General features: G+C 38.2%; 14 protein-coding genes and 2 riboswitches. Of the genes, 2 read left to right on the top strand and 12 right to left on the bottom strand.

Annotated elements, in window-relative coordinates; all coding sequences use genetic code 11:
* Positions 1 to 57 precede the first annotated feature (57 nt).
* From kdpC to FHY47_RS17485, 5 genes are all read right to left on the bottom strand, one after another.
* The gene (kdpC, locus tag FHY47_RS17505; protein WP_148631280.1) at positions 58 to 615 is read right to left on the bottom strand and encodes a potassium-transporting ATPase subunit KdpC; all 558 of its coding nucleotides are present in this window, start codon (positions 613 to 615) and stop codon (positions 58 to 60) included.
* A 31-nt stretch (positions 616 to 646) separates the two neighbouring features.
* The gene (kdpB, locus tag FHY47_RS17500) at positions 647 to 2,686 is read right to left on the bottom strand and encodes a potassium-transporting ATPase subunit KdpB (RefSeq protein WP_148631278.1); all 2,040 of its coding nucleotides are present in this window, start codon (positions 2,684 to 2,686) and stop codon (positions 647 to 649) included.
* 31 nt (positions 2,687 to 2,717) lie between these two features.
* Complete coding sequence (gene kdpA, locus FHY47_RS17495; RefSeq protein WP_148631275.1) at positions 2,718 to 4,391, bottom strand: potassium-transporting ATPase subunit KdpA; 1,674 nt, start codon at positions 4,389 to 4,391, stop codon at positions 2,718 to 2,720.
* Positions 4,392 to 4,420: 29 nt separating this feature from the next.
* The gene (locus FHY47_RS19545) at positions 4,421 to 4,498 is read right to left on the bottom strand and encodes a potassium-transporting ATPase subunit F (protein ID WP_077248205.1); all 78 of its coding nucleotides are present in this window, start codon (positions 4,496 to 4,498) and stop codon (positions 4,421 to 4,423) included.
* Between the two features lie 149 nt (positions 4,499 to 4,647).
* Positions 4,648 to 5,034, bottom strand: coding sequence for a hypothetical protein (locus tag FHY47_RS17485; RefSeq protein WP_148631273.1), 387 nt, complete (start codon positions 5,032 to 5,034; stop codon positions 4,648 to 4,650).
* A 309-nt stretch (positions 5,035 to 5,343) separates the two neighbouring features.
* Positions 5,344 to 5,485, bottom strand: a riboswitch (cyclic di-AMP (ydaO/yuaA leader).
* Between the two features lie 85 nt (positions 5,486 to 5,570).
* A riboswitch (cyclic di-AMP (ydaO/yuaA leader) is annotated at positions 5,571 to 5,713 on the bottom strand.
* Between the two features lie 365 nt (positions 5,714 to 6,078).
* Here FHY47_RS17485 and FHY47_RS17480 point away from each other — a divergent pair.
* Positions 6,079 to 6,519 (top strand): general stress protein, encoded by a 441-nt coding sequence (locus FHY47_RS17480; RefSeq protein ID WP_148631271.1) that lies wholly within the window; start codon positions 6,079 to 6,081, stop codon positions 6,517 to 6,519.
* 156 nt (positions 6,520 to 6,675) lie between these two features.
* Here the strand turns inward: FHY47_RS17480 and FHY47_RS17475 are convergent, their stop codons facing one another.
* The 4 genes from FHY47_RS17475 to FHY47_RS17460 form a co-directional block, all read right to left on the bottom strand.
* Positions 6,676 to 7,053 (bottom strand): SLAP domain-containing protein, encoded by a 378-nt coding sequence (locus FHY47_RS17475; RefSeq protein ID WP_148631268.1) that lies wholly within the window; start codon positions 7,051 to 7,053, stop codon positions 6,676 to 6,678.
* A gap of 263 nt (positions 7,054 to 7,316) precedes the next feature.
* Complete coding sequence (locus FHY47_RS17470) at positions 7,317 to 8,618, bottom strand: FtsW/RodA/SpoVE family cell cycle protein (RefSeq protein ID WP_148631266.1); 1,302 nt, start codon at positions 8,616 to 8,618, stop codon at positions 7,317 to 7,319.
* A 5-nt stretch (positions 8,619 to 8,623) separates the two neighbouring features.
* A complete protein-coding gene (locus FHY47_RS17465; RefSeq protein ID WP_140462264.1) occupies positions 8,624 to 9,031 on the bottom strand; it encodes a PadR family transcriptional regulator in 408 nt (135 codons plus the stop codon).
* A complete protein-coding gene (locus FHY47_RS17460; protein ID WP_148631264.1) occupies positions 9,016 to 9,570 on the bottom strand; it encodes a sigma-70 family RNA polymerase sigma factor in 555 nt (184 codons plus the stop codon). The genes FHY47_RS17465 and FHY47_RS17460 overlap by 16 nt, the downstream gene beginning before the upstream one ends.
* A gap of 347 nt (positions 9,571 to 9,917) precedes the next feature.
* On the opposite strand from FHY47_RS17460, the gene FHY47_RS17455 reads away from it, so the two are divergent.
* Positions 9,918 to 10,934 (top strand): zinc-dependent alcohol dehydrogenase, encoded by a 1,017-nt coding sequence (locus FHY47_RS17455; protein ID WP_148631262.1) that lies wholly within the window; start codon positions 9,918 to 9,920, stop codon positions 10,932 to 10,934.
* Positions 10,935 to 11,084: 150 nt separating this feature from the next.
* Here FHY47_RS17455 and FHY47_RS17450 read toward each other — a convergent pair whose 3' ends face one another.
* From FHY47_RS17450 to FHY47_RS17440, 3 genes are all read right to left on the bottom strand, one after another.
* On the bottom strand, positions 11,085 to 11,801 hold the full coding sequence (locus FHY47_RS17450) for a GntR family transcriptional regulator (protein ID WP_148631259.1): 717 nt from the start codon (positions 11,799 to 11,801) through the stop codon (positions 11,085 to 11,087).
* 167 nt (positions 11,802 to 11,968) lie between these two features.
* Positions 11,969 to 13,765, bottom strand: a complete 1,797-nt coding sequence (locus tag FHY47_RS17445) for a glycoside hydrolase family 3 protein (RefSeq protein ID WP_222861907.1) — start codon at positions 13,763 to 13,765, stop codon at positions 11,969 to 11,971.
* Positions 13,766 to 13,862: 97 nt separating this feature from the next.
* On the bottom strand, positions 13,863 to 15,272 hold the full coding sequence (locus FHY47_RS17440) for an MFS transporter (RefSeq protein WP_148631257.1): 1,410 nt from the start codon (positions 15,270 to 15,272) through the stop codon (positions 13,863 to 13,865).
* Positions 15,273 to 15,471 lie beyond the last annotated feature (199 nt).

Here is a 15,471-nt window from a genome sequence, read left to right as displayed (position 1 = left end):
TTCTACAGACAAGAAAAGGAGAGCTGGTATACGATACTCTCCCTTTCTCCTTCTTCCTTATTTCAATCTATCAAGCTCCATATTTAGCTGTAATACATTTACCCGCGGTTCTCCTAATATCCCATATTGCCTTCCATCCGTATTTTTTATAATAAGGGACACTAATTGCTCTTCATCCATGTCCCTGACATCAGCAATTCTCGGTACTTGAATCTTCGCTGCCATCGGTGAAATATGCGGATCCAAACCTGAACCTGAATTTGTTAAAAGATCTGCCGGAATATCTTCTTTTTGCACATCAGGGTTATTTTCTAAAAATGCCTTTATATCGTTTTTAGTCCGCTCAATCATATCCTCATTAGATGGTGCATAATTTCCTGACCCTGATCCAGAAGCATTATATTCAATAGAAGATACACGGCTCATGAAGTATTTCGCATCCTTAAAACTCTGCCCAATCAATTCAGAACCTACCACATCCCCGTCTTTAGCTTCGATCACACTGCCATCGGCTTTAGCTGGGAAAATCAGCTGTGATACCCCTGTCATCGCCAAAGGATACATGATCCCGCATATAAGAAGTAGTACCAGACTTACCCTCAAATTTTTCAACATGTATACGTCACCTTTACTTTATTAGTTATTTTTAAACAAAATTCATGACCATAAGCAGAGAATCGATTACCTTAATACCGATAAACGGAACAATGACTCCCCCGAATCCAAAAATCGTGAGGTTACGATTTAATAGTTTTGTAGAACTCATCGGCACATATTTAACACCCTTCATTGCCAGTGGTATAAGCAATGGGATGATAATTGCGTTAAAGATGAGAGCGGATAGAATCGCGCTTTGTGGTGTATTTAGATTCATAATATTTAGTGCCCCTATTTGCGGGATTGCTACCATAAACATAGCTGGGATAATCGCAAAGTATTTCGCAACATCATTAGCAATACTGAACGTAGTCAAAGCACCTCTTGTCATTAACAGTTGCTTACCGATGGCTACTACTTCAATGATCTTCGTTGGGTCAGAATCTAAGTCAACCATGTTCGCCGCCTCTTTTGCCGCAATCGTTCCGCTATTCATCGCAAGGCCAACATCAGCCTGCGCGAGTGCCGGTGCATCATTCGTTCCGTCTCCTGTCATCGCTACCAGCTTTCCTTCGGCTTGTTCCTTTTTAATAACGGAAATCTTATCTTCGGGTTTTGCCTCAGAGATAAAATCATCCACCCCCGCCTCACGAGCGATCGTTGCGGCGGTCAGTGGGTTATCCCCTGTACACATGACCGTTTTTATCCCCATTTTTCGTAATTCATCAAACCGTTCCTTCATTCCCGGTTTGACGGTATCTTTTAAATATATTAAGCCTAGAATTTTATTACCTTCTGCTACTGCAAGCGGTGTGCCACCTTCCATTGCGATTGTTTTTGTTTTACTATCAAGATCCTTTGGCACAGTCCCTCCCTGAGCGGTCACATACTCTTTAATAGCATCTACGGCCCCTTTTCTAATTCTCCGTCCATCTGCAAAGTCTGTTCCGCTCATTCGTGTTTCCGCTTTAAATTCAACACCTTCGGAATCAATTTCATGGCCCACAGTTTCTAAAACACCTGATTTTTTTGCCAGCTCAATGATCGAGCGTCCCTCAGGAGTCTCATCATGAAGAGAGCTAGCTTGTGCGGCTTTATTCAGCTCTATTTGATCTGCTTTTCCAACGGACACAAATGCTGTAGCCATCCGGTTCCCATAGGTTATCGTTCCTGTTTTATCGAGAATTATCGTATTAATATCCCCAGCCGCCTCCACTGCTTTACCTGACATAGCAATTACATTAAATTGAGTAACTCGGTCCATCCCGGCGACTCCAATCGCTGAAAGCAGTCCCCCAATCGTCGTAGGAATCAAACAAACAAGTAAGGCTACCAAAGTTGCGATTGGTATAGTCACTCCAACATAGGAGGCGATTGGAACCAGGGTCGTACAAACAATTAAGAATATCAACGTTAAGCTGACGAGCAATGTATTTAATGCAATTTCATTCGGTGTTTTTTGGCGCTTAGCTCCTTCAACCAAATGAATCATACGATCAAGGAAGGATTCACCTGGATCCGTCGTCACTCGAATCTTTAGCCTGTCACTAATTACTCGTGTACCGCCGGTGACTGAGCTGAAATCTCCACCAGATTCTTTAATAACCGGTGCAGATTCACCTGTTATTGCTGATTCATCAACAGAGGCTACCCCTTCTACAATTTCCCCATCGCCAGGAATCAATTCAGTTGCTTTGACAACAACTATATCCCCTTTTCTCAATTCAGTTGATTGGACCATTTTGGTTGATCCATCTTTCAAAAGCAATCTGGCACTTGTATCTTGTTTTGTCTTTTTCAAGCTTTCAGCTTGTGCCTTACCTCTTCCTTCTGCTAAAGATTCCGCAAAGTTAGCGAATAGAATGGTAAGAAGTAAGATTGCACTTACACTCCCGTTGTAAATTGAACTCGCTCCCCCTCCAAATAGGGTGGGGAAAATGGTCAGGATTAGGGTGATAACAAACCCAACCTCTACTACAAACATGACTGGATTTTTAGCCATCAGACGCGGGTCCAGCTTTTTAAAAGCATCTATTAAAGCACGCTTGACTATAGCGTTATTAATCGCCGCTTTACGCTTTGTGTTCATTAGAATACTCCTTTACCTTCTTTTTTCTTTATTAGCGAATCGATAAATACTCCGCAATTGGTCCGAGCGTGATAACTGGGAAGAATGTTAATGCCCCTACGATTAAAACCGTAGTCACCAGAAGAACGATGAATGTGATGTTATCTGATTTAAACGTACCAATCGTTTCCGGAACAGGTTTTTTATTTAGTAACGATCCAGCTACTGCAAGCATGGCAATCATGGAGAAATAGCGGCCAAATAACATCACTAACCCTGTTGATATATTCCAAAATGGTGTATTATCACCTAAGCCTTCAAATCCTGATCCATTGTTCGCCGCAGATGAAGTAAATTCATAGACGACTTGAGTAATTCCATGGAACCCTGAATTCGAAATCGCTGATGACCCCATTTCTGTTGCCAGCGCAATGGCCGATGGAGCCAGAATAATTAGCGGATGTATTAAAATGGTAATGGCGATTAACTTCATTTCTTTCGCTTCGATTTTACGCCCTAAAAATTCAGGTGTTCGCCCAACCATTAATCCTGCTAAGAAAACAGCTAGAATGGCATACATTAAAATATTTACGGTTCCAACACCGTCCCCACCAAATACACAATTCAACATCATTTCCCCCAATGGAACCAACCCTCCAAGCGGGGTTAACGTGTCATGCATATTGTTTACTGTGCCTGTGGTTGCAGCTGTTGTAACTGTTGTAAATAGGGCACTTTGGGCAATTCCAAACCGCACTTCCTTCCCTTCCATACTTCCATCTGATTGAGAAAGGCCGATTTCTCGAAGCGCAGGATTTCCATTTGCTTCACTAAAATAGGCTAATGATAAGAACGCAAGAAACATAATTCCCATCGCACTGAATAAAATCCAACCTTGCTTACGGCTTCTAGCCATATGTCCAAAAGCGATTGGCAGTGAAGCTGGTAGTAAAAACATGGATAAGATTTCAATAACGTTCGTGAGTGGTGTTGGATTCTCAAATGGATGTGCAGAGTTTACACCGAAAAATCCCCCGCCATTAGTCCCTAAATGCTTAATAGATTCCAAAGCTGCAACAGGTCCACGCGCAATCTGCTGTTCGGCACCCTCCAGGGTCGTAGCTGTAATCGTCGGCCCTATTGTTTGCGGAACTCCCTGACCTACTAGCACGATTCCAACCAGGATGGAAAGCGGGATCAGAATACGTGTATGGGCACGGATTAAATCCACATAAAAGTTACCTATGCTTTTTTGCCCTGTCAGGCCTCTCATAAAGGCGATACATAGAGCAATTCCTGTCGCTGGTGTTGTAAACATCAGAAAGATAATAACCATCATTTGTGATAAATAAGATAAACCTGATTCTCCGCTATAGTGTTGTAAATTAGTATTGGTTAAAAAACTTGCTACTGTATTAAAAGATAAGAACGGATCCATTGAAGCAATCCCACTTGGATTTCCCGGTAAAACACCTTGTAGACGAACGATTATATAACATATAGCAAACATTGCTATATTACTGACCAATAAAGCCTTTGCGTATTGCTTCCACTTCATATTCCCCTGCGAAATTCCTGACAGCTTATAAATTATTTTCTCTATTCCGCCAAATACTCGATCAAGCCTTGTCTCTTCCAAAGAGAAAGCACGGGCTATATAACGCCCCATAGGAATAGCAAGCAATAAAAGAACCGCTAATACCAATGCTATTTGTATAAAATCCATTATTCTTTCCCCCATAGTGTTTTAATAAATTAATATCTCTCTGGATGAATTAAGGCATCAACTAAGTAAATCGCAAGTCCACCTACAACGATTCCTATAAAAATCATTTTTCTACCCCTCGTTCCTCAATCACATTGTCACAAAATTTGATAAATCCCCAAAATAGTAGAAATGATCCTACTGCTAATCCAATTGAAATAAGATCCACAAGAATCTTCCTTTCATAAAATTGATTTTTTAATCCACAGCTAAAAGGTTAAAGGTGATTGGTTAACCAACTATATGAGCTGCTTCCAGGTTTACTTATATAAACAAGTTTGGCGCCGAGCTTCTTGTAAAGCTGATAATCCCTGCTGCATTGTGTCGCAACAATGATTTTTCTCGTACCCAATTTAGAAAAGAAGGTAGTCAATTCAAACCCTTCATTGATGGAATCTGAAATAATATAAACCTTGTTATATACCAAAAATTCCTTTTCCATTTCAATTTGGTTATCTATTCTCCTGTTTCCATTTTCCGTGTTGTAAAGAGATTTAAAATATTGCTTATAAGGCAATACATCAAATGCCCTTGTTCTGAAGCTATTACTAGAAATCACTGACGTATAAAGATTGCCTTTGCCGATAATCAGCACGTTTCCCACTTTTAAATCCCCCTTAATCTCATAGAAGGATAAAGCTGCCCTTTCTATATCCCATATATGTTGATCGAATGATAGAAAGGACACCCCTTATTGTCCTTTTATCTAACTTTAGAGAAACCATTCGGATAATATGAAATATTCATCTGGTTATTCTGGTAAACGATTGAACTAGCTCTTCTTGCATTCTCATATCCAGATAACTCATACGAAACATTTGGTTGGTTCCTCCTTATTTTTGTTAAAATTCACCATTCAAAAAGCACAAAAAAGCCCTCTGTATTACACAGTGGGCTTTAAACCAAAGGTAATACCTTCTCTCTTAACGCTTACGAGGTTAGCTGTCGGATTCGGGCCAAAAGAGTAGCCCTACCTTGTTAAGGATTCACCCCAAGTGACAAGAGTCACAAAAGTGGTTCCCCCGCTCTTTAAAAAGACTCAGCGATTTAAGATATTAACGTATTAAATTGTTAAAATTCAAAAAAGACCACAGAGGTCTACCCTGTGGTCGAAATAACTTCTTCGACTCCCCAGTTACACCATCCTCTCCCTTAACGCTTACGAGGTTAGCTGTCGGATTCGGGCCAAAAGAGTAGCCCTACCTTGATTAAGGATTCACCCCAAGTGACAAGAGTCACAAAAGTGGTTCCCCCGCTCTTTAAAGATTCAGCGATTAAGAATGATTTAATTATGAGAGTAATACTACTCCGGTATTTTCCAGTTGTAAAGAGTATGAGTAGCTCATATTCATCCTAAAATACAGAAAAACAGTTAAATATAACCACTTTGATAGCCAAATGATATGAAATCTTTAAATTACTCAGTTATTTACTGTTTTATTTAGAATTAAATTTTATTTTTCTTGATTTTAACAAGATAAAAAGGTGTTTCCTTATGACTCGTTGTCTGGCCCGAACCCATTTTATTATAAATCGAATACTTTAATTTAATAAAAAATAACGATCTATCCAGTACACCCAGGAAAAAGTGTCTAAAGATATTAAAACGGGTAAATAAGTCATATTAAAGAAAATTGGGAGGTATAGAATGGGAGATTATGTGATTAACGTATATGAAAACGAGCAACAAGCAGCAGATGCTATTGAGGAGTTTAAAAAGGAAGGCTATACGACTGATGAAATTTCCGTGATTGCTAACCAGGCAAATGATTTATCCAAGATGTCACAGGAAGTAAAAATATCTACTATGGATGGAGCTATTGCAGGAGCTGCTACCGGAGGGGCACTCGGCATTGCCGGCGCACTCGCAGGATTACCGGCTGTATTGGTCCCAGGTTTAGGGGCAATTTTGGCTGCAGGTCCTGTTTTAACTATGCTCGGCGGTGCGCTAGTTGGAGCCCGATCCAGTGAAGGAGGATTATTAAACTCTCTGATGAATATCGGACTTTCTGAAGAGGACGCTCAACGTTACTCTAATGAAGTCCAGGATGGAAAATTCCTCGTCATACTTCATGCTAAATCTTCCTGATAATAAAAACGGCTTGATGATTCCTACTTGAATCAAGCCGTTTTATATTACCTTAGGAAGTTTAGATCTCTCAGAAACTTTATTTATATTAAAAACTTTTTACTATTTTCGATATAATTTTATTCAACTGATTTTGGTCTTTTTGCCTGTTGAAAATCAAACTGCCTCTAATCGTCCATTCTTAATAGATAGCTGTGTTTTGTAGCTTTCTTTTGGAAATATAAATGTCCATGGCATACTCACTTCATTTGGAATCACAAGCTTAGGTAAGGTAAATTCATTTTCCGCAATAACCTCTCCCTGAATTTTGTATCGTAATCTTGTGTTATTAAATGTAAGCGGCTGATCCGTGAAATTATGGACTAATACGGTCACAAGCAGTGCCTCTTTGTGGTTGATGGCTTCCCGGATAGGAGAGAAAATTACACCTGTGCCGTTTAGATGCTTTGTCTCTACAAATACTTTTTCTATATAGCTTCGGTCCTGGGCAGATAACGCTTTATCCCACGATTTTTCGAACTGCAAATGTTGCATGATTAAACACTCCTATTAGCTCATTGCTCCAAAATCCCACTATAACGAGGGATAAGTTAACCTTAACATAAAAATCCCACCTGTGTTTAACAGATGGGATTATATCATTATCCTCTAAGCATATTACGTCCGCCATTAACCGCGATGATTTGTCCGTTAATATAGCCTGAAATCCTTTTCGTGATTTCCCACTCTTATTTTCTGCCTATGGAAGATGATGTTAATTGGTTTGGTCCGAACCTCGCTTAAAAAGGATGCTAGGCCTAATTGACCTCGCACTCTCTTTCTGTCATTACACCATAATGCTTACGCCTGTAAACACTAAGTACAATTCCTATTAAAAACGCATTCAAAATCGTCGACATCCAGCCATAGCTGATAAACGGTAAGTAGATTGTCATAATCGGGACAAACCCGAATATCATCGCAATATTATAGAAAAATTGTAAAGAAAACAGGGCCAGAGCTCCGATAACAAGTAACTTTCCATATCTATTGCGTGCTCCTATCGCAATATACCCCATTCGAATCACAAATAATAGGAGAATAATCAGAACTGCCACGGTGACAACATACCCGAAATGAGAGGTCAGACCCGCCAATGCATAATCGGAATATGTTCCTGGAAGAACATTACCCTGGCCAGCAGAGCTTCCATACCATTTTGCTTCGGTCATCAGCTCCCTTAGTTGCACATACATATACCCTGAACCATCTGCATACTTCTCGGGATTTATATAGGCTGCTATCCGCTCATTCTGATAACCTTTTAAAGAAGGCAAAACGGCTACCAACCCAATTATGAATGCTGTAATCGTACTTGCGGTTATAAATAATGCAGTTTTCTTACTTAAATGGCTCCACCATAACATAATCAAAACTGTCATTCCATAGATAAATGAGATTGCTAGGTCTGGAACCATTAAGAAAAGATAAAAGGAGTAGATAAACAAAAGAAAAAGCTGCCAAACTTTCAATTTCTTATTCTGAAAAAATTGAGCCCAAGCCAGGAAAAAGAACGGCAATGCAATCCAACAATTGAATGAACCAAGCATTGGTATACCAAAATAAGGTTCCCCATTGATTGTATAAGACGGAATTAGCCGTAACCCATAGAGTATAGCTACACCAACCAGATAAAAGGCCCAACCCCATCTTTGCAGCTTCCGATAGTCAAAGTACATAATCCCAATTGCCAGCGCTATGCCTAGCAGACCAAAAATCACTCTATTCCGCATAAATGAATCCTGTATTTCCACTTGTGACGAATCCATTGATAAAATCGGGAGAAATCCAAGCATTATCACTGCTGCTAACAGGGAAAGAAGCAGCCAATCCACTTTCGGTCGGTATAGCTTGTTCATCTTCTCACCAAGCTTATACGGATCTCCCATTTGCTTAATCGCCTTCTCCTGTGCCTCCGTAGCCGACAGCCCTTTCCCCAGCCAATATTCCTTTGCTTCCTTAAGATGATAATTCAATTCTTTTTCAACACTTACCTTCGCTTCCTTTGAGCGAATTTGCCCGATAACTTCTCCCAAAAAGCGTTCTCTATCATTGACCATTCTGATCACCTCTCCGCCTGTCCTCTCAAGGTAAGACTAGCTAGCCATACTCGTTCATCAGACTTTTCAAGCGCACGTCTCCCCTTGTCGGTCAGCTGATACTTTTTTTCTCCTGATGATCCCCATGAAGCCGTAATGATTCCCGCTAGCTCCTGTTCATGCAAAAACGCATATATAGAACCTTCCTGGTCCTCATACTTTCTTATGCCTCTTACTGCAAGAAGCCTTGTTAATTCAAAGCCTGTCCTTTCCTTTAAAAGAAGCTGGAGGAGGTTAATGAACATATCCTGCTCGCTGAATGATTCTTTTGCGATGGACTTATGAATGCGCTTTTTCATAGTTTCTGAGAAATCTAGCTCCCGCATGCAAGTTTCCTTCATAGCCTTTTTAAGACCCTTCAACCGTTCTTCCATTCGCTATATCCCTCCCAACTATCCTTTAAAAGTGTCTTCGCCCTGCGGAGTCTCGTTTTCACTGTATTGTTATTAATATATAGTACCTGCGCCATTTCACGAATGGGCATCTCCTCAAAATAATGAAGATAGATGACTTCCCGATATTTAATCGGCAGATGCATAACAGAATGCACCAGACGTTCTTCTTCATCTTGCCGAATAACCGCTTGTTCAGTGCTATGCCCACTTTCACCAGAATAAATGTATTCATCACTTGAGAGGAAGACATGGTTTTTGTACCAGCTTTTCAAATAATCCTTGCAATGATTAATAGCTATTCTCCACAACCATGTCCTAATTTTTGATTTACCCTTATATGTATGAAGGGATTGATAGCATTTTACAAAGATATCTTGGGTAAGGTCCTCAGCAAGTTCACGATTCTTCACATAAGAATAGGAGAGTTGTAAAATTTCTTGCCCATATTGGTCCATCAGTTCGTCGATGATGATCTCCTTTTCCTCAATAACGAGGCGTTCCATTGTTATTTCATCCACTATTTCTCCCCCTTCCTAAATATTGACGAGGCTATTCCGTTTCCGGTTTTAATTTTTTAAAATAAAGTTTCTTTCAGTTACTCAGGTTTCGGAGAGTCTGTCGGTCTCATTAATAATTTTGAGATAAATCCGTTTACAAAACCAATAGCAATACTGATTACTTGTCAATAATTAATAGAAATTACAGATATATAGATTTCAAATACTATATACATATATTACCACCTATAATAAATGTCTTTGGGAGATTAGTAACATTTTTATTGTTCATATAAATGGTTCCAAATTGCTCTGGTATATTAATTGTCATAAAATTAAGTATACTTATAAAAATTGGGGTGAATGAGATGAAAGCAGGAGTTTATCATGGCTTAAATGATGTACGAGTTGAAGAGTTACCAATGCCAACAATCGGACCGAAGGATGTATTATTGCGTACATTGCGTTGTGGTATTTGCGGTACAGATATAAATATTGTAAAAGCTGGTGCCGGAAATATGGGCATCCGTTATGAAAAAGAATTTGGGCATGAATTTTTCGGTGAAGTCGCAGAGGTTGGTTCAGAGGTAAAGGACATTCAAGTTGGAATGCGCGTTGGGGTGAATCCGATTACCGCTAAACGAGTTGGTAAGGCACTTTCTTGTGAAGCAGGCGGATTTTCTCAATTTGTGGTCATCGAAGATGCAGCCTTAAATCATAACTTATACACTTTCTCAGATGAAGTAACACCTGAAGAAGCGGCATTAATGGAGCCTATGAGCGTTGGTTTTCATGGTGCTTTCTCAACTAACCCTAAACCAGGTGAACATATCGTAGTACTTGGTGCCGGTCCGATCGGATTATCAGCTGCTGCCGGCTTGATCGGAGAAGGTATTAAAGATGTGGTTGTAGTAGATATCAATGATTGGCGTTTAGCTAAAGCTCAAGAATTAGGTGCGAAAACAATCAATACCACTAAACAGGATCTAGCCACAACACTTGTTGAATATTTCGGCACAGCTGAATACTATGGTTTTCCACTTCCAAATGTGGATGCTTTTATTGATGCTGCCGGTGCTCCTCCATTATTTGAACAAGCATTCAAAATGGCAAAACCTGATGCTCGTTTTGCCATTGTTGCCGTGTACAAACAAGACGTACCAGTAAGTTTCTCGGATATTATGAGTAAAGAAGTAAAAATTATTGGTGCAAGTGGGTATACACATGAAGATATCGTACGTGTCGTCGATCATATTGAGAAGAAAAAAACACCAATCGCAACAATGGTAACGCAAGTCTATAAATTAGACGACCTTTCAAAGGCTTTTGAAACAGCTATCGCTGCCAATGAAACGATTAAAGTTGTTGTAGATCTTACTGATTAATAATTCATCGTGCATTAAAGACACTAAAGACTCTTTAATATTATAAAAATTAAAATCGACATTTTTATGTTAATAACTTAAAAAGAAGTCTCTTAAAAGTGCGTAGCTTTTGAGAGGCTTCTTTGTAATTTTTATTACGTTAACGTAAGCTCATGTTGTAGCCATGAATATTTTGCGCTCATTCTTCTCGCAGATTTCTTCTTTATACCTTCTCCAATAATCTAGTGGTTTGAATATATGTTTTTTAAGGGTATCTTCCACTCGTTCCATCTCTTTATTCTCAATTATAGAAAGTATATTTCTATGTTCAGCAATCATCTGTTCAAAATGATGTTGGCTAAAGTTAATCATTCGGTGATAATCCATATTCATACGTGAAATTGCTTTCCAAGTATTATCCCTATGATGACCTCGGAAGATAATGGAATGAAAGCTATCATCTAATTCATTAAATTGTCTAGTCATCTTTTTTGGACTCAGTATGTTTTGTTGAATCAACAGCATTTCTTGAAGATCAAGATTTCTCCTTAACTGATCAACATTCTCTTCAGAAAAATAATTACATGCTGATTTTAAATATTTCTTTTCTAAGTCAAACCACATAAACGATGCTTCTTCAACCAATTCCAAATTTATTCTTGAAACATATGACCCAACTTGTGGAATAACATCTACAAGATGCTCTTGATGAAGTTTCCATAACGCACTTTTTATAGGCGTACTTGATACTTTTAATACCTCAGTCAGTTCTCCAACACTCAATAACTGTCCAGGCAGTAATTCTAATGATAATATCCCTTCTTTAATTGCTCTATACGAGTAGTTATTATTATTCTCACCTGGTAACCTTGATAACATTTTCATCATACTTAGTCTCACTCCTATTAGAGAAAACACTGCTAGTCTCTGTTCAAAGCTTATATAAGTAAAGAAGATAGTTAAATTCCGTCTAACTATCTTCTTACCTACGGCAGAAATGAAATGATGATTTAAATTACATAATCTAAAAACCTATTATTTATATAAACACTTCATTAAATTCTTGTATCGATAAATCCACAAAATGCATCGACAGGGCTTACACCTTTAAATTCTGAACGTCCTAACAATTTATCAACTATTGCAGATAATGTATGTTCATGACTATCATAGGCATTTATGTATGTCTTAACTTGCGGTACATCTGCTAAATGGAATGGACATTGTAAAGATATAAATATTGTCGGTACTTCATTTACATAGAACGGTATATCTGGAGTTCCCTTTGAAGGATTCCATTGAATACGCTGATCTGTGCTTGGTGGTACGTCTGCTATGTTTATGATTAAATCATAATTACTTGTTAAATCAGATATTGGACGTTTTTGAGCATATACGTTCATGACTGCACCTAACATTTCTTGTGGTGGAAGTTTTAATATCTTATCTATTGCAGATTCATATATTTCAACTTCAAAACCTGCTTTTTCAAGTAATTCCTTCATTAATTCGATTGGCTTTTTCTTACCAACCGACATAGCAGCCATGATTTTACCATAAGCAGATTCTGGTCCTTTTACATCAACAAGTAAAACCCTCTTATTCTTTTCTGGATTGATTGGTAATAATTCCTGCTTATTCTTCACTAATGTGATCGCTTTATCTGATATTTCTGGTGCAACAGCCTTATTTGCTTCTGTTCCGATTTTAGCCATGGCTTCTTCTTTTGGCTGTAAAATTTCAGTTTTAGCTTTTGTGTGTAATCCTAAAGATGCTTTCAATCCTAATATACGAGTTAATGCCTCTTCAAGTCTTTCTTCAGTGATGATTCCTTTTTTATAGCCTTCCATCATCCAGTTGAAGTCTTCCTCCGGGTCATTGAAGAATAAGAATAAGTCACAGCCAGCAGCTATAGCTGTAGGTAACATCTCACTGCGCTTCATAGCAGATGTCATCGCTACCATGTGAGAAGCATCCGTTACGATTACACCATTAAAGTTCAATTTATCTCTTAATAGATTTTGTAAGACGATATTACTTAAACTTGATGGCGTTGCTAACTCTTCAATCGTTGCATCTGGTTTAAAGTGACGTACATATTCCGGTAAAGCGATGTGCCCTGACATGATAGAAGGTAATCCCGCTTCTATTAATCCTCCATATACTTTTCCGAATGTATTATCCCACTCTTCTACTGTTAACGTGTTTGGAGCAAATGATAAGTGATGATCCCTTTCATCTACGCCATCTCCAGGGAAGTGCTTAGCAGCTGGAGCTATACCACTTTCCATTATTCCTCTCATATATTCTAAAGAGTATTCTAAAACTTGCTCTGCTTTATTGGAGTAGCAACGAGTAGATATTACTGGGTTTCTCCAGTTCATATCGATATCAACAACTGGTGCAAAGCTCCAGTTACACCCGATAGCAGCAGCTTCCTCTCCGGATACTCTCCCCATTTCATAAGCATACTTAGGATCATTTGTAGCACCTATTTTTACCTGATGACCTACATATGTACCATCTATACAAGCACCATTTCCACCGCACTCTGTATTTGCAGCTATTAATAGAGGAACCTTACTATTTTCTTGTAAGATTTTATTTTGGTCATATACTTGTTCAGCTGTAGCTGGATTGTAACGAACGGCACCGATATGATAAGTATCTAACATTCCTTTTAAGTACTCTTCATCACGGCTGGCTCCCATGTTTACGAATAACTGACCGATTTTTTCCTCGATTGTCATCTCTGCAATTGTATCTTCTACCCATTTAATATCTTTATCTGTTAAATTAAACGGTTTTGCTTTTAAATCTACCATCATTGTTTTTTCCTTTAAGTCGATCATTAACTAAATCCTCCACCGTAAAATATCTAGAATTGGCTCTAATGATTATTCATACCAATTATTAGAGCCAATAATTCAACCTTAATTCTTCAATTCATTAACTATTTGCATTACGTTTTGCTTCTAATTCTTTACTTAATTCAATTGTTTTTTGCTTGTTTAAAGGATACATGAATAAAACGACTGCAATGATTCCGTATAATACACCTGGCACTAATGTACCTAGCATGTAAATACCATCTAATACTTCTTGTGGTTGCGTACCTAATGTAGCATTATAACCAACAGCGGCGATTGCCACCCCACCGATACCACCAGCTACTGCTTGTCCTATTTTTCTAGACATAGAAACAATAGAATAAACCGTTGCATCTTCTCGTAATGATGTTAGGTATTCATGATAGTCAATAACATCTGAAATGAATGCATAAGTAATAAAACTATAGAAACTCATGCCCATCATAGCTAGTGCTACAATAGCGATAAACGGCATTGTTTCAATACCTTTTAAGAAGAATAGCGCAATGTATATAACACTTGCAAATGCCATTCCGACAATTGAGATTTCCTTTTTACCAAACTTTGCAACTAGTGGCTTAACTAATGGAACTGTAATGAACATTGACGCCATTTGAACAAGTCCAATTATACTTAGCGCTGCTGCATTACCGAAATAATCTTTGAACAAGTACGTATTAACTGCCATAACAATAAAAGATGTTAACATAGTCATGAGTGATGCTGTTAGTACCCATAGGAATGGTTTATTTTTCACTAAGCTTTTCAAAGAACGCAGGAAATCACCCTTCTTCACTTCTTTTGCTGGTGCCTCAATACGTTCTGTTGAAAGTTTGTAGCAACCAATATAACAAGCAATTGCTAACACACCGAAGATACAAGCTGTCATGAACATGCGATCTGCACTAATTTTGTTATCAATAAATACAATCATTGGTCCAAGAACATTAATAATAAGACCTGCTAAGCTAGCACCTACTGTACGCCATGTAGACAATGTTGTTCTTTCAACTGGATCAGCTGTAATAACAGAAGCCATTGATCCATAAGGAATATTAACTGTACTGTATAATGTACCCCAAACAATATATGTCACAAATGCCCATGCTAGATAGAATCCATCTGACATTCCAGGAATGGTTGTGAACATTAAAACACCTGTAAATACTAATGGGAATGACATACGTAATATCCAAGGCTTAAACTTTCCATTTTTTGTTGTTGGTCGTGTATCAATAAAACGTCCCCAAGCTACATCAGCAAATGCGTCCCATAGTCGAGCGACCATAAATAATACCCCTACTGTTGCAGCACTAATATGGAAAATATCTGTATAAAATACCATTAAAAATGTACTAGTTAATAAGAAAAAGAAATCGTTTCCAAAGTCACCTAGTAAATAGCCTACTTTATCTCGTAAGCCGAATGGTCTTACCGCACTAGAGTTAAGTTGTTCCTCCTGCTGGAGTACTGGTTCTCTCATGCTCATTTAGTTATCCTCCTTAATCTATCCAACAAATATAATTTGCTCAGTATTGAGCATAATTAACTAAACATATACCTTCTTTTTCTTAAGATAGAAGGGTGTTTACTCTTATGAACGGAACAGCCTTACATTTGCTCAATATTGAGCATAATTTATTAAAGTTTTATTTATAATTTGGTATGTATATTGTGTTCTTCTTTCT

Source organism: Bacillus sp. E214, from assembly GCF_008087365.1.
GTDB lineage: Bacteria > Bacillota > Bacilli > Bacillales > Pradoshiaceae > Pradoshia.
This window is presented reverse-complemented; position numbering and strand designations above follow the sequence as displayed.

Coding starts and splice junctions, on each gene's coding strand:
- kdpC (WP_148631280.1), bottom strand. CDS start 615: ATGTTGAAAAATTTGAGGGTAAGTCTGGTACTACTTCTTATATGCGGG.
- kdpB (WP_148631278.1), bottom strand. CDS start 2,686: ATGAACACAAAGCGTAAAGCGGCGATTAATAACGCTATAGTCAAGCGT.
- kdpA (WP_148631275.1), bottom strand. CDS start 4,391: ATGGATTTTATACAAATAGCATTGGTATTAGCGGTTCTTTTATTGCTT.
- FHY47_RS19545 (WP_077248205.1), bottom strand. CDS start 4,498: ATGATTTTTATAGGAATCGTTGTAGGTGGACTTGCGATTTACTTAGTT.
- FHY47_RS17480 (WP_148631271.1), top strand. CDS start 6,079: ATGGGAGATTATGTGATTAACGTATATGAAAACGAGCAACAAGCAGCA.
- FHY47_RS17475 (WP_148631268.1), bottom strand. CDS start 7,053: ATGCAACATTTGCAGTTCGAAAAATCGTGGGATAAAGCGTTATCTGCC.
- FHY47_RS17470 (WP_148631266.1), bottom strand. CDS start 8,618: ATGGTCAATGATAGAGAACGCTTTTTGGGAGAAGTTATCGGGCAAATT.
- FHY47_RS17465 (WP_140462264.1), bottom strand. CDS start 9,031: ATGGAAGAACGGTTGAAGGGTCTTAAAAAGGCTATGAAGGAAACTTGC.
- FHY47_RS17455 (WP_148631262.1), top strand. CDS start 9,918: ATGAAAGCAGGAGTTTATCATGGCTTAAATGATGTACGAGTTGAAGAG.
- FHY47_RS17450 (WP_148631259.1), bottom strand. CDS start 11,801: ATGATGAAAATGTTATCAAGGTTACCAGGTGAGAATAATAATAACTAC.
- FHY47_RS17445 (WP_222861907.1), bottom strand. CDS start 13,765: ATGATCGACTTAAAGGAAAAAACAATGATGGTAGATTTAAAAGCAAAA.
- FHY47_RS17440 (WP_148631257.1), bottom strand. CDS start 15,272: ATGAGCATGAGAGAACCAGTACTCCAGCAGGAGGAACAACTTAACTCT.